The organism is Corynebacterium fournieri (assembly GCF_030408775.1).
GTDB lineage: Bacteria > Actinomycetota > Actinomycetes > Mycobacteriales > Mycobacteriaceae > Corynebacterium > Corynebacterium fournieri.
Genome location: NZ_CP047210.1, coordinates 2,247,154 through 2,264,076, shown reverse-complemented (window position 1 = coordinate 2,264,076; position 16,923 = coordinate 2,247,154). Strand labels below are relative to the sequence as shown.

Genomic DNA, 16,923 nt, shown 5'->3' with positions numbered 1-16,923 from the left:
TTATACACCCTGCTTACGCCCGCAAATGTCTACTGGAATGGACAATTCGTCGTTGTCAAACCCCGTGGTCAAGGGAGTTATCCACCTATTTCGCCACCACGTCAATTGTTGAAAATATACAGGGTGAGCTGGGGGTATATGACATTAACCAGCGGCGTCTTGGTGCGAATCCACACGAATTCCACACCCCAAACACCGGGGTTGTGGAAAACTCACCCGCGTGATTGGGGATTGTTCACAGCCCCTGTGGATAACTCGGTGTGCGGTTTGCGTTACGGGGTAGTCTCATACACACAGCGAAAGGGGAGCACATGGGCGCAAACGACAGCTTCGACGACTACGTGCCGCCGCCGGAGCCGGCAACGGACTACGCAGACTTCAGCGATTCCGACTTCGAGACCTTCCAGGGCAACACCGGGGGATCTCAGCGCCGGGATAGCGGCGGCCGCGGCAACAAGTACTCCAACTTCAACCGCGGCAATAACGAGCTGCAGGAGTACCGCACCCCGCCTCACGACGAGCTGGCGGAGCGCTCCGTCATCGGTGCGATGCTGCTCAACCCGGACGTCATCTTGGACGTGGCGGAGGGCCTGCGCCCGGACGATTTCTACTTCCCCGCCCACCAGCTGATCTACCAGGCTGTGCTGGATCTGTTCGCCCAGGGCAGCAACGTCGACGTGCTCATTGTCGCGGGGCGGCTAGACCGGCTCAACGCGCTGGAGCGAGTCGGCGGCGCGCCGTATTTGCACACGCTGATCTCCGAGGTGCCCACCGCGGCGAATGCTCGCTACTACGCGGAGATCGTGGAGGAAAAGTCCATCCTGCGCCAGCTGGTCAACGCCGGCACGCAGGTGGTGCAGCTCGGCTACGAGGGCGAGGAGGGCATGGAGGTCGACGCGATCGTCGACCATGCCCAGCAGAAGGTCTTCTCCATCACCCGCAACCAGGCGGGCGAGGACTACCGTCCGCTGTCGGACCTGCTGAAGCCGACTATCGACGAGCTGACCATGATCGCTTCCGGCGGCGCGCTGGATGCGGGCGTGCCCACCGGCTTTATCGACCTAGACAAGCTGACCAACGGCTTGCACGCTGGCCAGATGATCATCATCGCGGCCCGCCCGGGCGTGGGTAAGTCCACGCTCGCACTGGACTTCATGCGTTCGTGCTCGATCCACGAGGGCAAGACGTCCGTCATCTTCTCGCTGGAGATGAGCGCGTCCGAGATCATCATGCGCATGCTTTCCGCGGAGACGGAGATCAAGCTGTCGTCCATGCGCTCGGGCCAGATGGAGGAGCGCGACTGGGAAAAGCTCACCCAGCGTCTCACGGAGATCCAGGACGCGCCGCTGTTTATCGACGACTCCCCGAACCTGACCATGATGGAAATCCGCTCCAAGGCCCGCCGCCTGAAGCAGCAGCATGGCCTGGACCTGGTGGTGGTGGACTACCTGCAGCTGATGAGCTCCGGCAAGAAGGTCGAGTCCCGCCAGCAGGAGGTTTCGGAGTTCTCCCGCCACCTCAAGCTTTTGGCCAAGGAGCTGGAAGTTCCAGTCATTGCCATTTCCCAGCTCAACCGTGGCCCCGAGGCGCGCACAGACAAGCGCCCGCAGCTGGCGGACCTGCGCGAGTCCGGCTCGCTCGAGCAGGACGCCGACATGGTGTTCCTGCTGTACCGCCCGGACTCACAGGACCGCGACGACGAGCGCGCCGGCGAGGCCGACATCATTGTGGCGAAGCACCGCGGCGGCCCGATCGACACTATCCCTGTGGCGCACCAGCTGCACTACTCCCGCTTCGTCAACATGGCACACGGCTAGCGCGGGTACTCCCCGGTGATGTTGATGCGACCGTGATCCGACGCAAGGTTTGCATGCCCTTTGCGGAGTTAGGAATGCCTTTCCAACGGTGACACGCTGCGCAAACGCGTTTAAGATGCGTGCCACAGCCCGCTAATGAAGGAGAGAGCCATGACCGTGCGTTCATCAACGGCCCTGCCGCGTGCGCCGCAACGGTGGCCAAGCTGGACCCGAGCATCACCGTGGCGAAGTCAGGCGAGGACACGCTCCTGCTCAACCTGCCGCGCAGCATCGACGAGATCGATCAGGCGACGGCGGATACGTCCTTGAAGTCGCGTATCCTGCGCCTGTTTGCTTAGCGACGGCCACGTGACCGTCGTCAAGCAATCGCCCCGCCGCCCCGTCTAGGCAGCAACCGACTGAAACGCCCGCAGGCGCAGCGAGTTCGATACCACGAACACCGAACTGAACGCCATGGCGATGCCGGCCAACATCGGGTTCAAGAAACCGAGCGCCGCCACCGGGATGAGAATGACGTTGTAAGCGAAGGCCCAGAAGAGGTTTCCCTTGATCGTCTTCAGAGTCTTGCGCGACAGGCGGATCGCGTCCGCCGCCGAGACAAGCGAGTTGCGCATCAGCGTGATGTCGGCGGCCTCGATGGCCACGTCTGTGCCGGTGCCCATGGCCAGGCCAAGATCCGCCTGCGCGAGCGCGGCGGCGTCGTTGACCCCGTCGCCCACCATGGCCACGTGCTTGCCCTCTGCCTGCAGGCGCTTGACCACCTCCACCTTGTCTTGTGGCAGCACCCCGGCGGTGACATCGGCAGGGTCGATGCCCACCTCCGCCGCCACGGCCTGCGCGGCGCCGGCGTTGTCGCCGGTGAGCAGGTGCGGGGTGAGCCCCAGATCGCGCAGCTGCGCCACCGCCTCGGCAGAATCCTCCTTCACCGTGTCGCGGACAGCGATCACACCGGCCAGCGCGCCGTCGACCTCCACCGCGACCGGCGTTGCGCCGGCGTGTTGGGCCTCATCGAAGGCGCCGGCCAGCGCGTCCAGGGGCACGGAGGGGCGGCCGACGCGGACAGAATGGCCGTCGACAAGCGCAGAAGCACCATTTCCTACCTCGTTTTGGAATTTCTCAAACTCCAGCACATCGTCCGTGGCGTCCGCGATCGCGCGGGCGATCGGGTGCTCGGAGCCGGACTCCACGCCGGCGGCCAGGCGCAGCACCTCCTCGGCGGTGAATCCGGGCGCGGCGACGACATCCGCGACACTCATCTGCCCGGAGGTGACGGTGCCGGTCTTATCCATGACCACGGTGTCGACCTGGCGGGTGGATTCCAGCACCTCCGGGCCCTTGATCAACAGCCCCATCTGGGCGCCGCGGCCCGTGCCCACCAAAATCGCAGTCGGCGTGGCCAGGCCCAACGCGCACGGGCAAGCGATGATCAGCACCGCCACCGCGGCGGTGAACGCGTGCGCCGTGCTGTGGCCCACCAGCAAGTGCCCGACCAGCGTCACCAGCGCAACTACTACTACAGCGGGCACGAACATCTGGGAGATCCGGTCCACCAAGCGCTCCACCGGCGCCTTGCCAGCCTGGGCGTCGCGCACGAGCTTGCCCATCTGCGCCAGGGTGGTTTCGGAACCGACCCGGGTGGCCTCCACCACCAAGCGGCCGGATGTGTTCAACGTGGCGCCGGTGACTGCGGAGCCCTCCGTGACCTCTACAGGCACGGACTCGCCGGTGAGCATGGACTCATCCACTGCGGAGTGCCCGGACACGACGCGCCCGTCCGTGGCCACCTTTTCGCCGGGGCGCACGATGAACTGGTCGCCCACCGCCACCTGGGAAATAGGCACGCGCACCTCTCTGCCGTCGCGGATGACGGCAGCATCCTTGGCGCCCATGTCCAGTAGCTGGCGCAACGCTTCCGAGGACTGCCCTTTGGCGCGCATTTCAAACCAGCGCCCGAGCAGCAGGAAGGTGATCACCACACAGACGGACTCGAGATAGATCTCGTCCATCCCCGCGTGCGAGGGGAAGAGAGACATCTCCATGGTCATTCCCGGCTCGCCCGCGTTGCCGAAGAACAGGGCCCAGACGGACCACAGGTACGCCGCGGAGGTGCCCAGCGTGATCAGCGTGTCCATCGTCATTGCGCCGTGCTTGAGATTCGTCCACGTTGCGCGGTGGAACACACTGCCAGCGGCGAAAAACACCAGCGTCGTCGCCGCGAACGCCGCCCACTGCCAGTTGGAAAACTGCAGCGCCGGCACCATGCTCACCACCATCACCGGCAGCGACACCAGCGCCGCCCAGATCGTCGTGGTCTTGAGCTTTTCGGCTGCCTCCAGCCGGGCGTTCTCGAGCTTTCCGCCTGATTGCGCCCCTTCGGTCTGACCCTCAACCGCGCCGCCGCCGGCGTCGTCGGTCATTTGAAAGGCGTCGTAGCCTGCGTTTCGTACCTCGTCGATAAGCAACTGCGGCGTTGCCCTGGCGGGGTCGAACTCGACGCTGGCGGTCTCCGTGGAGAAGTTCACGGACGCGTCCACGCCGTCGAGTTTGTTCAGTTTGCGCTGCACGCGCGAGGAGCACGACGAGCAGGTCATCCCCGTCACGCCCAGCTCGACGTGCTGCAATGCTGTGGGGGTTTCAGTCATAACCCCCACCATAGGCCTGGCTTAAGCCAAGGTGTAACCGGCTTCCTTCACCGCCGCGGCGATGTCGTCGGTGGAAAAACCGTCGCCCTCCACGGTCACCTTGCCGGTAGTGTGGTCCGCCTTCACTGCGGTCACACCCGCGACTTCAGAGATCTCTTCCTGCACACTGAGCTCGCAGTGCCCGCAGGTCATTCCCTCGACGTTGAACTCGCGTCCTGCCATTGGATCCTCCTAGATTTCGAGCGTGTACCCGGCGTTCTTCGCCGCTTTCACAATATCCTCGTCCGCAAACGTGAAGCCGACGACGGTGAGTTGTCCCGCCTCGAGGTCCAGTTCAAACTCGTGGGTGCCGTCCACCAGCGACAGCTCGTCTTTGAGCGAATCGACCGCGACTTCGTCCTTCGGGCCCGAGATCCGGTACGTCTTCGTCATGGCTGCTGCAAGCCTCCTACTGTTTCCGCATTGTCCTCGCCCGGCTCGGAATAAGGCGGGCGTTGTTAGGGTTGTACCCGTTGCAATTCCTTCAACAATAACCAAAAAGCCCTAAGGAGCGTATCTTGAGCACCATCGATGTAACCGAGGACACGTTCGAGCAGACCGTTACCCAAGACGGAATCGTTTTCGTCGACGCGTGGGCAGAGTGGTGCGGCCCCTGCAAGCAGTTCGCGCCGACGTACGAGAAGGCGTCTGAAACGCACACCGACGTCGTGTTTGCCAAGCTCGACACGGAAGCGCACCAGCAGCTCGCCTCCGCGCTGGAGATTCAGGCCATCCCGACGCTGATGGCGTTCCGCGACGGCATCATGGTTTTCCGTAACGCGGGCGCTATGCCGCCGGCAGCGTTCGACGACCTGATCCAGCAGGTCAAGGGTCTCGACATGGACGACGTGCGCCGCCAGATTGCGGAGCAGAACGCCTCCGAACAGTAGGCCCGCTGCAGAAGCGCCCGCGACACGGGCGCTTTTTTCATGCGTACACTCGCTTTACGACGCAATCACCTCACGGAAGGACACCCCCATGGCGAACCCGTTTAGCAAGGGCTGGAAGTACCTCATGCAGTCGTTCGACTCCAAGATCGACCAAAACGCGGACCCGAAGGTGCAGATCCAGCAGGCCGTCGCGGCGGCGAAGGAGCAGCACAAGGCCGTTTCCGAGCACGCCGCCAACATCATCGGCAACCGCAACCAGCTGCAGATGAAGATGGAGCGGCTGATCAAGTCCCAGGAGGACCTGCAGACCAAGGCCCGCACCGCCCTGCAGGCCGCAGATAAGGCGAACTCTGCGGGTGATGCGGAGAAGGCGCAGCAGTTCAACGACGCGGCCGAGGTGATTGCCACCCAGCTGGTCTCCGTGGAGCAGGAGCTCGAGCAGACGAAGCAGGCCTACGCTTCTGCCGAGCACGCCGCCAAGGAAGCGCAGGCGAAGCAGCAGCAGTCGGAGGCGCACCTAAAGGAGCAGCTGTCCCAGGTCTCCCAGCTTGAGTCCCAACTCAACCAGGCCCGCATGCAGGAGCAGCAGGCCAAGACGATGGACTCCATGAACCAGTTCAACGACAGCAACGTGCCTACCCTGGACGGCGTGCGCGACAAGATCGAGCGCCGCTACGCCAACGCGCTGGGCCAGCAGGAGCTGATGAAGGACAACATGACGGACCGGATGGCCGAGATCGAGTCCGGCACCGCCGATGTCGCCGCTTCCAGCCGCCTCGACCAGATTCGCGCCTCCATGGGCGGCGAGCTCGAAGCCGGCACGGGTGCTGACCGTCAGATCGAGGCTGGCGACGAGGAGAAGGAGACGCCGGCAGCTTCCGGCAGCTCCCGCCGCATCGCCGCTGAGAACGAGGGCGGGGACGCGAACGAGGGCGCGAACAAGAATGCCGACAAGAACACCGACGACATCCTCGCCGACGCGGAGAAGTACATGAGCGACGAGGACTAGCTGCACCCGATTTGTGCACCCAGCACGCGAGAACGGGTGGGCAAATTTTCAGGTAGGCAAGGCAAAAGGCGGCGCCCCGGCCACTTCGGGGTGCCGCCTTTTTTACCTTGCCGCTATTGCTGCCGGCGGATGTTGATGAGCACGCCGCGGATGCCGGAATGGAACCCGTCGCGCAGGTTGACGCGCTGGGTTTCCGTCAGCGTGTACTCGTGCAGCGTTTCGCAGGCGAACTGCAGCAGCGGCCGGTCGATCTCCGGGGGCAGCCCGCCGCCGGAGAGGAGATGGGCGCTGTCGCGCTGCTCGCTGGACGCAGCGTTTTCAAACCACCAGGTGGCGTACTGCTGGCCCACGTCGTAGGGGGTTTGGAACCCGGCGGAGGTCCACACCTCTTCGGGCAGCGGCACGTAGCGGGAGCGAAGCTTGCGTCGCGGGGCCATCATGGACGGCTTCGGTGCAGGCTTCGGGCCCTGCTTTGGGCCCGGCTTCGGGTTCGGCTTCGGGTTCGGCTTCGCCGTACCCGAAGCGCTGGCGGACAGCGAGGCTGGCGACGGAGCACCGGAGCCCGGCGCGGCTGGATGATCCGGCTCGCTGGAGACTCGGTGGTTGCCGGGCTTGTTTGACTCGTTGTTGGCCTCCACCTGTGCCTCGGAGGGCTCGTCCACCTCTGGCTCGCATGGGCGGTGGGTGCGCTGCTGTGACGCCGGGGTGCCGACAATGTCGGACGGCTTCGGTGCCGGCTCCGCCGCGGATTCCGCCGACGGGGCCGGCTTGGGGGCTGTGTCGGTGCTTGGGTCAGCAGCAGGTTTCGGCGAGTCACCGGTGGGGGCGTCGGCCGCTTTCTCGTCCGCAGCGCCCCCGCCGGAGGCGGCAGCCTCGCCGCCTTTGCCGGCGTCCGGCCCGAGCGGGTCCGGGCCCAAACCGGGCACGGCGGTGGGACCGTCCACCTCGTTGAGCGGAGCTGCGTCGTTAAGCGGGCGCTCCCTGATGCTCGGCGGCAACGGTCCTTCGAGGACCTGCAGGCGCATGGCCTCCGCGAAGTCTTCGCGCGGGTCGAGAATGGTGGTGCTGTCGCATGCGTGGCGCAGGGCGGAGGACATGGAGTCCCAGCCGAAGCCGTAGAGGTGCATGCGCGCACCGTGGTTGGTCACTTCCTCGACACCGGGGATCATGTCCGCGTCGCCGGAGACCAGCACAAAGTCGGTGAATTTCTCGCTCACGGCGTTAACAACGAGGTCGGCGACGAGACGGGTGTCCACGCCTTTTTGGGTGCGACGTTCGCCCCACTCGATGAGTTGGCCGGTGCGCAGCTGCACGCCGTCGCAGGTGCGCAGGGCGCGCTGGTAGCGGTGCGGGCCGGAGTCCGGGATGCCGTCGTACCAGAGCTGGCGGTGGATGGGTTGGTCGAGTTGGTTGGTGATCATTTTGCCGAGGGTCGTCACAACCTCCGGCAGGTCAATTTCTAACTGTGCGCGTGCGCCGATTTCCCACGAGTTGTAAAAGCTCGCAAGTAGGTATGACGTGTCGACGAACACCAGTGTGCGTTCAAGCATGGCTCCTAAATTCCGATTCTTTTCGTTACTAAGTTGCGTTACACGCACCATCTTGCCTGAAAAACCTCGGGTGTTCCATGTCCGGTTTCTCACTTTCCCTTGCAGTCGATCGTCCTGCGTGATAGTTAGTTAGTTACTCGAGTAACTAACCAATCAACCGAAGGGGAGCGCATGAATACGGACGCCGAGCCGCTCTTCGTGCAGATCGCCAGCTTCGTCGCCGACCTCATCGTCGACGGCACTCTCGCCCCCGGGCAGCAGGCGCCGTCAACAAACGAACTCGCCCAGTTCCACGAGATCAATCCGGCGACAGCGCGCAAGGGGCTCGCATTGCTTGTCGACGATCACGTGCTGGAAAAGCGCCGCGGCCTGGGCATGTTCGTCACCGAAGGTGCCCGCGAGCGCATTTTGGCCAAGCGTCGCGACGACTTCGCCGGCGCATTCATCGCCCCGCTGATCGACGAAGCCCTGCACTTGGGCTACTCCCGCTCCGACCTCCACGACCTCATCGACCGCGTCGCAGAAAGTAGAGGCATGTACCAATGACCATCCACACCAGCCAACTGACCCGCACTTTCGGCTCCAAGAACGTCCTCAACGGCGTCGATCTGGACTTAGGCCCCGGTATCCACGGCCTGCTCGGCCGCAACGGCGTGGGCAAATCCACCTTGCTGCGCATCATCGGCGGGCAGCTCAAGCCAACGGCGGGGACCGTCGAGGTGTTCGGGGAACGCCCCTTCGGCAATGCCCGCGTCATGGACCGCACGTGCCTGACCGGCGTGGACACCGCGTATCCGGGCAGCTGGTCCGGTGCGGACGTAATCAAAGGCGCCCAATTGCGCTACCGCACATGGGATGAGCGGCTCGCCAGCGTGCTGGCAGAGGAGTTCTTCCTCGATGAGGCCCTGGAAACCCGCTACGAGAAGCTTTCCCGTGGCCAGCGCGCGATGGTCGCCATCGTCATCGGCCTGGCAGCCGGCACAGACCTTCTGCTTCTCGACGAGCCCTACGTCGGCCTCGACACCCACAACACCTCCGTGTTCTACCGCCACCTGCTCGCGCAGGCCGACACGGGACGCACCATCGTCATGGCCACTCACCACATCGAGGATGCGGCGAAGGTGCTGGATACGGCGGTGGTGCTGGGCCGTGAGGGGGCCGTCGCCAAGCAATGCGCCCCTGCGGACGCCGACGCCTTCGCGGTAGCCGGTGGTGAGCTTTTGCCTATCGACGACGCAACGCGCCATGCCCGTCCCGCGCGATTCGACGACCTCATCGAGCACTACCTGGAGGTGTACTAATGAACACGACCTTGTTTGGATTCTTCCGCCACCAGTTCACCGCGCCGCCGCTGACCAGGCTGTTCTGGATGGTGCCGCTGGGGCTGATGTTCGCCCTCAGCTCGGCCATCACCGATCACCCGCTGAACGCCGTGTTCGCGCCGTCGCTTGTGACCTTGTTTGCCATTGGCGCGCTGTCGACGGAGGAAACCACCTATGCGGCTTACGGCATGCCCCGCAGTTCGAAGCTGCGGCTGAACGCGATGGCCGTGGCACCAGCGGTGATCGTGGGCGCGGGGGTTGCCCTGGCGCTGCGGCCTGATTGGGTCGGAGTGGTGGGTGCGTTGGGGGCTGTCGCGATGGGCCTGATCATGGGGCAGCGCTACGTCACCGGCGAAGTGCCCGGGCCGCGTGAACGCGTTCGGTCGCGGCTAGGTGCGCGCGGCTTCCTTGTGGAGCTGGTGTGGAAGCCGCAGTTGCTCTGGGCTTTGGGTATCGCGGTGGCGCATTGCGTGACGCTGTACCTGGCAAGCTTCATTGGTTCTGAGCCGCTCCGAGCGTGGATTGGGTCTTTGCCGCTGCTGGTTTGGTACTGCGTCTACTCTATGCCCGGCACGGGGATCGCTGGCCCGGACGTGGGCGCGAGCTACGGGGTGCCTCGTCGGCGCTGGCTGGGCGTATCGCTCGCGGCTTCAGGCGTGTCGGTGCTGCTCTATGCGGTAGTCGTTGTTGTCGCCTCGAGTACGAGTTGGGCCGCGGTGGCGGTCGGGGCGGCGGGTGCGTTCGCTTGCGCAGTACTGGGTACCGCCATAAAGGCTCGGCGCAGTGACCTGGGGCTGCTGCCGGCGATGTTTTTGGCCATCCCTGCCTCGCGCACAGTTGAAGTGGAGAGTTTCGCGGACGGTGAAGTCGTATACGTCCTAGGCGTCGCGGGAGCACTATTGCTGATCGGTGCTGCGATGCAGGTGGTGTATTTGGGTGGCTATATGAACCCAAAGACGTCTTATAAAAACCGCTAGAACCCTGGTTTGTGCTGGGGGTTTGTGTTGTTGTTGGGGTGTGTGTAACTTATATCGAGTCAGCGAGACCGACAACGCCCCGCTGGAGAGCAGATAAAAGGTTCTCTGGTTTGTGTGGCGGGCAGGAAAACAATCGCTGATAGATTCCAAAGTCACTTTGAGGCTGGCTCACGTTGTGTGGGTTGGTTTTGGGTGTGCTGGTGTTGTTTGAGAACTCGATAGTGTGCCAATGTACTTTTGTTGCGTGGGTGTGTTTGCCTGCCTTTTCGTGCACTGTGTGGTGCGTGCCTTTTTAAGGGTGTGTGCCGGTGGTGGCGTGGTTGAATTCCATTGATGGATCGCGTCATTGTTTGGATCGGTGTGCGTGGGGTGTGGTTTTCATGTTTCACGTATGTTTTCATCGACCCCTTTGTTTTGCCCCGTCGGGTTGGGGTCGGTGGTTTGAACCTTTGTAATTTTTGGATTTTGCCAGTCTGACACTTTTGTGGTGTTGGTTTGGTTTGTTTTTGGTTGGGTATTGGGCTTTTCACGGCCTGTTTCTGCTGAAACATATTTTGTGGAGAGTTTGATCCTGGCTCAGGATGAACGCTGGCGGCGTGCTTAACACATGCAAGTCGAACGGAAAGGCCCAAGCTTGCTTGGGTACTCGAGTGGCGAACGGGTGAGTAACACGTGGGTGATCTGCCCTGCACTTCGGGATAAGCCTGGGAAACTGGGTCTAATACCGGATAGGACCACTTCTTGGATGTTGTGGTGGAAAGTTTTTTCGGTGTGGGATGAGCTCGCGGCCTATCAGCTTGTTGGTGGGGTAATGGCCTACCAAGGCGTCGACGGGTAGCCGGCCTGAGAGGGTGTACGGCCACATTGGGACTGAGATACGGCCCAGACTCCTACGGGAGGCAGCAGTGGGGAATATTGCACAATGGGCGCAAGCCTGATGCAGCGACGCCGCGTGGGGGATGACGGCCTTCGGGTTGTAAACTCCTTTCGCTAGGGACGAAGCGTTTTTGTGACGGTACCTGGAGAAGAAGCACCGGCTAACTACGTGCCAGCAGCCGCGGTAATACGTAGGGTGCGAGCGTTGTCCGGAATTACTGGGCGTAAAGAGCTCGTAGGTGGTTTGTCGCGTCGTTTGTGTAAGCCCGCAGCTTAACTGCGGGACTGCAGGCGATACGGGCATAACTTGAGTGCTGTAGGGGAGACTGGAATTCCTGGTGTAGCGGTGGAATGCGCAGATATCAGGAGGAACACCGATGGCGAAGGCAGGTCTCTGGGCAGTAACTGACGCTGAGGAGCGAAAGCATGGGTAGCGAACAGGATTAGATACCCTGGTAGTCCATGCCGTAAACGGTGGGCGCTAGGTGTGAGTCCCTTCCACGGGGTTCGTGCCGTAGCTAACGCATTAAGCGCCCCGCCTGGGGAGTACGGCCGCAAGGCTAAAACTCAAAGGAATTGACGGGGGCCCGCACAAGCGGCGGAGCATGTGGATTAATTCGATGCAACGCGAAGAACCTTACCTGGGCTTGACATGCACCAGATCGCTACAGAGATGTAGTTTCCCTTTGTGGTTGGTGTACAGGTGGTGCATGGTTGTCGTCAGCTCGTGTCGTGAGATGTTGGGTTAAGTCCCGCAACGAGCGCAACCCTTGTCTTATGTTGCCAGCACGTTATGGTGGGGACTCGTGAGAGACTGCCGGGGTTAACTCGGAGGAAGGTGGGGATGACGTCAAATCATCATGCCCCTTATGTCCAGGGCTTCACACATGCTACAATGGTCGGTACAATGCGCGTGCGAGCCTGTGAGGGTGAGCGAATCGCTGAAAGCCGGTCGTAGTTCGGATTGGGGTCTGCAACTCGACCCCATGAAGTCGGAGTCGCTAGTAATCGCAGATCAGCAACGCTGCGGTGAATACGTTCCCGGGCCTTGTACACACCGCCCGTCACGTCATGAAAGTTGGTAACACCCGAAGCCAGTGGCCTGTCATGGGAGCTGTCGAAGGTGGGATCGGCGATTGGGACGAAGTCGTAACAAGGTAGCCGTACCGGAAGGTGCGGCTGGATCACCTCCTTTCTAAGGAGTTTTTTGTTTGCCCGCAGTTGTGGGTGTGTGGTGGTTGAGTCGCCGAGTGTGTGACTGCCACTTGTTTTAAATTGTTCACTGGGTGGACATGCACCTGTGGGTGGTTGGTTGCCGGCCGGATGTGTGGTTGGTGGTTGATTGCCTGGTTGTGGGTGTGTGCTGCATGGTGTTGGTGGGCTTGATTGCTTGCGTGATGAGAGTATGTAGTTGGTGCACTGTTGGGTGTCTGGGGCAGCATTGGTTTGTCCTTGTTGGGCCCTGCTTTTCGCTGGTGATGGTTGTTGTTGTCGCTGGTGGGGTGGGGTTGTGTTGTGTGAGAACTGTATAGTGGACGCGAGTATCTTTCTTTTTTGTGTTTTGGTGTTTATACCTTGATTGTTTGTGTGTCCGTGTGTTTTGTTACGGGCGTATGGTGGATGCCTTGGCATGCTGAGCCGATGAAGGACGTGTGAGGCTGCGTTATGCCTCGGGGAGTTGCCAACAAAGCGTTGATCCGAGGATGTCCGAATGGGGAAACCCAGCATCAGTTGTGTGGTGTTACCCGCAGGTGAATACATAGTCTGTGTGGGGGTTGACGCGGGGAAGTGAAACATCTCAGTACCCGTAGGAGAAGAAAACAATTGTGATTCCGTGTGTAGTGGCGAGCGATAGCGGATGAGGCTAAACCGTGTGCGTGTGATACCTGACAGGGGTTGCGTGTGCGGTGTTGTGGGGCGTAGACGTTTGCAGGCTGTCGACTGTGAGCATGATTTATACGTGTCAGCGGAAGCATCTGGGATGGTGCACCGGAGTAGGTGATGAGTCCTGTACGTGAAGGCATGTGTGGTTGTGTTGTTTATGTTTTCCCCGAGTAGCAGCGGGCTCGTGGAATCTGCTGTGAATCTGCCGGGACCACCCGGTAAGCCTAAATACTCAGTGTGACCGATAGTGAATTAAGTACCGTGAGGGAATGGTGAAAAGTACCCCGGGAGGGGAGTGAAAGAGTTCCTGAAACCATGCGCTTACAATCCGTCAGAGCACCTTTTCGTGTGTGATGGCGTGCCTTTTGAAGAATGAGCCTGCGAGTCAGCGGCATGTCGCGAGGTTAACCCGCCTGTGGGGGAGCCGTAGCGAAAGCGAATCCGAAGAGGGTGGCAAGTGGCATGTCCTGGACCCGAAGCGGGGTGATCTACCCATGGCCAGTGTGAAGCAGCTGTAAGAGGTTGTGGAGGCGCGAACCCACTTAGGTTGAAAACTGAGGGGATGAGCTGTGGGTAGGGGTGAAAGGCCAATCAAACTCCGTGATAGCTGGTTCTCCCCGAAATGCATTTAGGTGCAGCGTGATGTGAGCTTGCCGGAGGTAGAGCTACTGGTTGGTTGAGCGGGACTATCATCTTAGCGACGTCAGCCAAACTCCGAATACCGGTTTATAGTGTTGCATTGCAGTGAGACTGTGGGGGATAAGCTTCATAGTCGAGAGGGAAACAGCCCAGATCGCCGGTTAAGGCCCCTAAGGGTGTGCTAAGTGGAAAAGGATGTGGGATCGCGAAGACAGCCAGGAGGTTGGCTTAGAAGCAGCCATCCTTGAAAGAGTGCGTAATAGCTCACTGGTCGAGTGGTTCCGCGCCGACAATGTAGTGGGGCTCAAGCACACCGCCGAAGCCGCGGCAAACATTTTTTGTTTGGGTAGGGGAGCGTCGTGTGTGGGGTGAAGCCGTACCGGAAGGAGCGGTGGACTGCATGCGAGTGAGAATGCAGGCATGAGTAACGAATGGCAAGTGAGAATCTTGCCCGCCGGATGACTAAGGGTTCCTGGGTCAAGTTCGTCTTCCCAGGGTGAGTCGGGTCCTAAGGCGAGGCCGACAGGCGTAGTCGATGGTCAACGGGTTGATATTCCCGTACCCGTATGCACGCGCCCAGTATCGAAGCGGTGATACTAACCACCCTGACCCGCCGACGTTGTTCCACCCTTGTGGTGGGATGGTTGGTGGTGATGCGTGGGGCCTGATCCGTTGTAGGTCAGTGATGGGGTGACGCAGTGAGGTAGCCTATGCCGCTGATTGGATTGCGGTGCAAGCGTGTGGCACGACAGCTAGGTCAAATCCGGCTGTCATAAGTGTGAGGCGTGATGCGTAAACCCGAATGGGTGAAGTTGGTGATCCTGGACTGCCGAGAAAAGCCTCTAGCGATGTGTGTGTACGGCCCGTACCCATAACCGACACAGGTGGTCAGGTAGAAAATACTCAGGCGAGCGGGTGAACTGTGGTTAAGGAACTCGGCAAAATGCCCCCGTAACTTCGGGAGAAGGGGGACCTCAACGCGTTGCCTTCCATACGGTTGGTGTGCGTGTTGGGGTCGCAGAGAAGAGAGGGGAGCGACTGTTTATCAAAAACACAGGTCCGTGCGAAGACGGTTAAGTTGATGTATACGGACTGACGCCTGCCCGGTGCTGGAAGGTTAAGAGGACCCGTTAGGACTTTTGTCCGAAGCGGAGAATTTAAGCCCCAGTAAACGGCGGTGGTAACTATAACCATCCTAAGGTAGCGAAATTCCTTGTCGGGTAAGTTCCGACCTGCACGAATGGCGTAACGACTCCCCTGCTGTCTCAACCACAGGCCCGGTGAAATTGCAGTACGAGTAAAGATGCTCGTTTCGCGCGGCAGGACGAAAAGACCCCGGGACCTTCACTATAGCTTGGTATTGGCATTCGGTGCGGTTTGTGTAGGATAGGTGGGAGACTTGGAAGCATGCACGCCAGTGTGTGTGGAGTCGTTGTTGAAATACCACTCTGACCGTAGTGGATATCTAACCTTGGCCCATGATCTGGGTTGGGGACAGTGCCTGGTGGGTAGTTTAACTGGGGCGGTTGCCTCCCAAAATGTAACGGAGGCGCCCAAAGGTTCCCTCAGCCTGGTTGGCAATCAGGTGTTTAGAGTGTAAGTGCACAAGGGAGCTTGACTGCGAGACTTACAAGTCGAGCAGGGACGAAAGTCGGGACTAGTGATCCGGCACCTACTTGTGGATGTGGTGTCGCTCAACGGATAAAAGGTACCCCGGGGATAACAGGCTGATCTTCCCCAAGAGTCCATATCGACGGGATGGTTTGGCACCTCGATGTCGGCTCGTCGCATCCTGGGGCTGGAGTAGGTCCCAAGGGTTGGGCTGTTCGCCCATTAAAGCGGCACGCGAGCTGGGTTCAGAACGTCGTGAGACAGTTCGGTCTCTATCCGCCGCGCGCGTTGAAACTTGAAGAAGGCTGTCCCTAGTACGAGAGGACCGGGACGGACGTACCTCTAGTGTGCCAGTTGTTCCGCCAGGAGCACGGCTGGTTGGCTACGTACGGGAGGGATAACCGCTGAAAGCATCTAAGCGGGAAGCCTGTTTTAAGATGAGGTTTCATTTGAGGTTCCCAGAAGACGACTGGGTTGATAGGCCGGACCTGGAAGCACAGCAATGTGTGGAGGCGACCGGTACTAATACACCAATAAACACCAACACCAAACAACCAACATAGGGTTGTAAACACCGCACGAAACACAACACAAATGTTGTGCTCGCGTCCACTGTGCAGTCACTGACACAACACACCAACCACCACGCTGGTTGGCCGAACAACTGCATACACCAGTCGCACACGCGACCCAGGCATGCCCCCCAAGGTGTGTCGGTGGTTGATAGCGGCGGGGAAACGCCCGGTCCCATTCCGAACCCGGAAGCTAAGCCCGCCCGCGCCGATGGTACTGCCCCCGGGAGGGAGTGGGAGAGTAGGTTACCGCCGACCCAACAACTTCACAATAAAGCACCCGCCGTTGATCACCACCACGATGACCAACAGCGGGTGCTTTCACATATGCAGCCCCCTTTTGGCCCGCCGCCCGCACACCGCAGCCGGCGCACACCGCCAGCACACCGGCACCCGCATTGCGGAACCACACCCCAACCAACCATTGGAGCACACCAACCAATCACGGGGTCGATCGCCCCAGCGGCTACCAGTTGCGGGCTCACCCATTGCGGAATCCACGCATTGCGGACAAGCAAACCGCCACCAATCATTGGCCACGACCCACCAACCGGAGAGCAGTACGTTGCGGAATTTCCGCATTTCGGATAACCAGACGACCACCAACAATGGCCGACACCAACCAACCGGGCAGGTCCACCAGGCGACCTTCGGTCCCGTGGCTACTGAGGCAGACTGGCCCATTGCGGAATCTCCACATTGCGGACAACCAGACCGACTCCAATCATTGGTCAGCCCCCACCAACCGGAGACCAGTACGTTGCGGAATTTCCGCATTGCGGACAACCACACCACAACCAACAATGGGGCACACCAACCAACCACGTCGGCCACGGGGTTGATCCTCCCGGCGGTTAGTTGGTGCGGAGTGACCCATTGCGGAATCCCCGCATTGCGGACAAGCAGACCGCTACCAACAATGGGTCAGCCCCCAACAACCGGAGCGCAATGCGTTGCGGAACACGAATGCGCACCCACGATGACATCGCCGCTGCGCTGAAAGTCGAGCACCGGACGTCGAATACACCGCCGAAACCGCACGAACTCGATCTCCGCTAGCCGACCAATACGAGCTACCCCACACCGCGGAACTTC

11 protein-coding genes and 3 rRNA genes are annotated in these 16,923 nt (G+C 60.9%); 10 read left to right on the top strand and 4 right to left on the bottom strand.

Annotated features, from left to right (window positions below):
- The first annotated feature begins 311 nt into the window (after window positions 1-311).
- Window positions 312-1,817, top strand: a complete 1,506-nt coding sequence (dnaB, locus tag CFOUR_RS10780; RefSeq protein ID WP_085957148.1) for a replicative DNA helicase — start codon at window positions 312-314, stop codon at window positions 1,815-1,817.
- Between the two features lie 119 nt (window positions 1,818-1,936).
- Entirely contained in the window at window positions 1,937-2,155 is a 219-nt protein-coding gene (locus CFOUR_RS10775; protein WP_085957149.1) for a hypothetical protein, read from the top strand.
- Window positions 2,156-2,200: 45 nt separating this feature from the next.
- Here the strand turns inward: CFOUR_RS10775 and CFOUR_RS10770 are convergent, their stop codons facing one another.
- Genes CFOUR_RS10770 through CFOUR_RS10760 form a run of 3 tightly spaced genes read right to left on the bottom strand, consistent with a single transcriptional unit; the run spans window position 2,201 to window position 4,891 of the window.
- A complete protein-coding gene (locus CFOUR_RS10770; protein WP_413540773.1) occupies window positions 2,201-4,471 on the bottom strand; it encodes a heavy metal translocating P-type ATPase in 2,271 nt (756 codons plus the stop codon).
- Between the two features lie 9 nt (window positions 4,472-4,480).
- Complete coding sequence (locus tag CFOUR_RS10765; RefSeq protein ID WP_085957150.1) at window positions 4,481-4,681, bottom strand: heavy-metal-associated domain-containing protein; 201 nt, start codon at window positions 4,679-4,681, stop codon at window positions 4,481-4,483.
- Between the two features lie 9 nt (window positions 4,682-4,690).
- Window positions 4,691-4,891, bottom strand: a complete 201-nt coding sequence (locus CFOUR_RS10760) for a hypothetical protein (protein ID WP_085957151.1) — start codon at window positions 4,889-4,891, stop codon at window positions 4,691-4,693.
- A gap of 125 nt (window positions 4,892-5,016) precedes the next feature.
- On the opposite strand from CFOUR_RS10760, the gene trxA reads away from it, so the two are divergent.
- Entirely contained in the window at window positions 5,017-5,388 is a 372-nt protein-coding gene (trxA, locus tag CFOUR_RS10755) for a thioredoxin (RefSeq protein ID WP_085957152.1), read from the top strand.
- 88 nt (window positions 5,389-5,476) lie between these two features.
- Window positions 5,477-6,397: a PspA/IM30 family protein gene (locus CFOUR_RS10750; RefSeq protein ID WP_085957153.1), complete on the top strand. Its 921-nt coding sequence runs from the start codon at window positions 5,477-5,479 to the stop codon at window positions 6,395-6,397.
- 113 nt (window positions 6,398-6,510) lie between these two features.
- On the opposite strand, the gene CFOUR_RS10745 is transcribed toward CFOUR_RS10750, so the two are convergent.
- Window positions 6,511-7,947 (bottom strand): NYN domain-containing protein, encoded by a 1,437-nt coding sequence (locus CFOUR_RS10745; protein WP_085957154.1) that lies wholly within the window; start codon window positions 7,945-7,947, stop codon window positions 6,511-6,513.
- Between the two features lie 171 nt (window positions 7,948-8,118).
- Here CFOUR_RS10745 and CFOUR_RS10740 point away from each other — a divergent pair, with 171 nt between their 5' ends.
- From CFOUR_RS10740 to rrf, 6 genes are all read left to right on the top strand, one after another.
- Window positions 8,119-8,493 (top strand): GntR family transcriptional regulator, encoded by a 375-nt coding sequence (locus tag CFOUR_RS10740; protein ID WP_085957155.1) that lies wholly within the window; start codon window positions 8,119-8,121, stop codon window positions 8,491-8,493.
- Window positions 8,490-9,248: an ATP-binding cassette domain-containing protein gene (locus CFOUR_RS10735; protein ID WP_085957156.1), complete on the top strand. Its 759-nt coding sequence runs from the start codon at window positions 8,490-8,492 to the stop codon at window positions 9,246-9,248. Before CFOUR_RS10740 ends, CFOUR_RS10735 begins: the two co-directional genes overlap by 4 nt.
- Entirely contained in the window at window positions 9,248-10,246 is a 999-nt protein-coding gene (locus tag CFOUR_RS10730; RefSeq protein WP_085957157.1) for a hypothetical protein, read from the top strand. Before CFOUR_RS10735 ends, CFOUR_RS10730 begins: the two co-directional genes overlap by 1 nt.
- Before the next feature lie 553 nt (window positions 10,247-10,799).
- Window positions 10,800-12,317, top strand: a 16S ribosomal RNA gene (locus CFOUR_RS10725).
- Window positions 12,318-12,715: 398 nt separating this feature from the next.
- Window positions 12,716-15,803, top strand: a 23S ribosomal RNA gene (locus CFOUR_RS10720).
- Window positions 15,804-15,968: 165 nt separating this feature from the next.
- A 5S ribosomal RNA gene (rrf, locus tag CFOUR_RS10715) occupies window positions 15,969-16,086 on the top strand.
- The 16S, 23S and 5S rRNA genes sit together here, the layout of an rRNA operon.
- Window positions 16,087-16,923 lie beyond the last annotated feature (837 nt).